The sequence below is a fragment of the Micromonospora gifhornensis genome (assembly GCF_016863515.1).
Lineage (GTDB): Bacteria > Actinomycetota > Actinomycetes > Mycobacteriales > Micromonosporaceae > Micromonospora > Micromonospora gifhornensis.
In genome coordinates this window covers 1-1,531 of record NZ_BOPA01000094.1, presented here as the reverse complement: position 1 = coordinate 1,531, position 1,531 = coordinate 1, and the positions used below count along the sequence as shown (strand labels likewise).

1 protein-coding gene is annotated in these 1,531 nt (G+C 66.4%); it reads right to left on the bottom strand.

Going from position 1 to position 1,531, the window contains the following annotated elements; translation table 11 throughout:
- Nucleotides 1-14 precede the first annotated feature (14 nt).
- Nucleotides 15-1,418 (bottom strand): IS4 family transposase, encoded by a 1,404-nt coding sequence (locus Vgi01_RS30245; RefSeq protein WP_204293335.1) that lies wholly within the window; start codon nt 1,416-1,418, stop codon nt 15-17.
- Nucleotides 1,419-1,531: the final 113 nt, after the last annotated feature.

Below are 1,531 nucleotides of genomic sequence, written 5' to 3'. Positions count from 1 at the left end.
CAACGTCGTTGCGTTTAGCGTTTTGTGCGGGGTGCAAGTCCTTTTTCGAAGATGGTGATGGTGGCGTGGAAGGTGTAGGTCTGGGTGGTGGTGGGGTGTTGGCCGGCGTTCGGGCTGTATTTGCTGGTGGGGTTCTTGCGGGTGCGGGCTTTGATGCGTGGGCGTCGCCAGGCGGGTAGGAGGTGGGTGAGGGCGGTGTGGCCGATGGGGCCGGTGAGGGTGATGGGGTTGGTGGGTAGGACTGCGGTGGCGGTGGTGATCGTGTCGGCGGCGGTGGTGTGCAGGATGGTGAAGCTGATGCGGTCGGTGTCGAGTCCGGGGTGGGTGTGGGCGGCGTCGGCGGCGGTGCGGATGAGGGCTTGGTAGACGGTGAGTAGGGCGTAGACCTCTTGTTCGAGGCCGGGGATGTTGCGGGAGCGTAGGACGCGGCCGTCGAGCATGGTCGCTTTGATGGAGTAGTAGGTGGTTTCGGTCTGCCAGCGTTCGTGGTAGATGTCGATGAGTTCGGTGGCGGGGTAGCGGGTGTGGTCGGTCAGGCTGGTGATCAGTCGCCATGGTTCGTGGCGGGTGGTGCCGTCGGCGAGGGTGACGGTGATCTGCGCTTCGATGACCCGCACGAGCATGAGGGTGGGGAGTTTGCCGTAGCCGATGCGGGTCAGGTAGGAGCCGTCGGGTAGGCGTCGGCCGATGACGGGGCGGCGGCAGGCGGTGGAACGGACCAGGAAGTGTGCGCCGCGTTCCCGTATGGCGTGCAGCAGGAGCGCGTCGTCGAAGTTCGCGTCGGCCAGCAGCAGCATCCGGGAGTCCAGGGCGTGCAGGAGTCGGCGTGCGTAGACCGGTTCACCGTCGGTGTCGGGGCCGAACGCGGTGGCCAGTAGGGCGCGGGTGCCGCACTCGATGAGCACGAGCAGCCGCAGCAGCGGGTAGCCGGCCTCCCGACGTCCTATCCGTTTCGGGTAGTGGTCGGTGATCTGCTTGCGCTCGGGCACGTGCAGGTGCGTGCCGTCGATGGCCACGGTGCGCAGGTCCCGGTAGAACACTCCCGGCTGGCCCGGTAGACCCACGACACCGGCCAGGGTCTCGAACAGCCGACGTAGCGGCGCCGGCCCGACCCGGTGACGGGCCCGCGTCAGTGAGGACACACTCGGCCGCACGAGAGGCAACCCGGCCAGCCCGGCGGTCAGCTTCGCCCACGTCGCCCGATACGAGCAGTCCTCGAACACCGCGAGCGCGAGCACGAAGTACACCACCACCCGAGACGGCAACAGCCGCAACCGCTTCTGCCTCGTCCCGGTCTCCTGCACCACCGCATCCACCAGGTCGAAATCGATGACCTGCGTCAACTCACCCAGATGCCCAGGCGCGTACACACCCCCGGCCACCTCCACCGACCGAGTGATGACAGACTTCTCCTGCAACGGGACTCCCGATGATCTACTTGCTCGACACAAGACGATCTATCAGGAGTCCCGTTCCTGTTATCCAGCAGGGGGTTGACCCACCCGGCCAAAGCCCTAACGCAACGACGTTG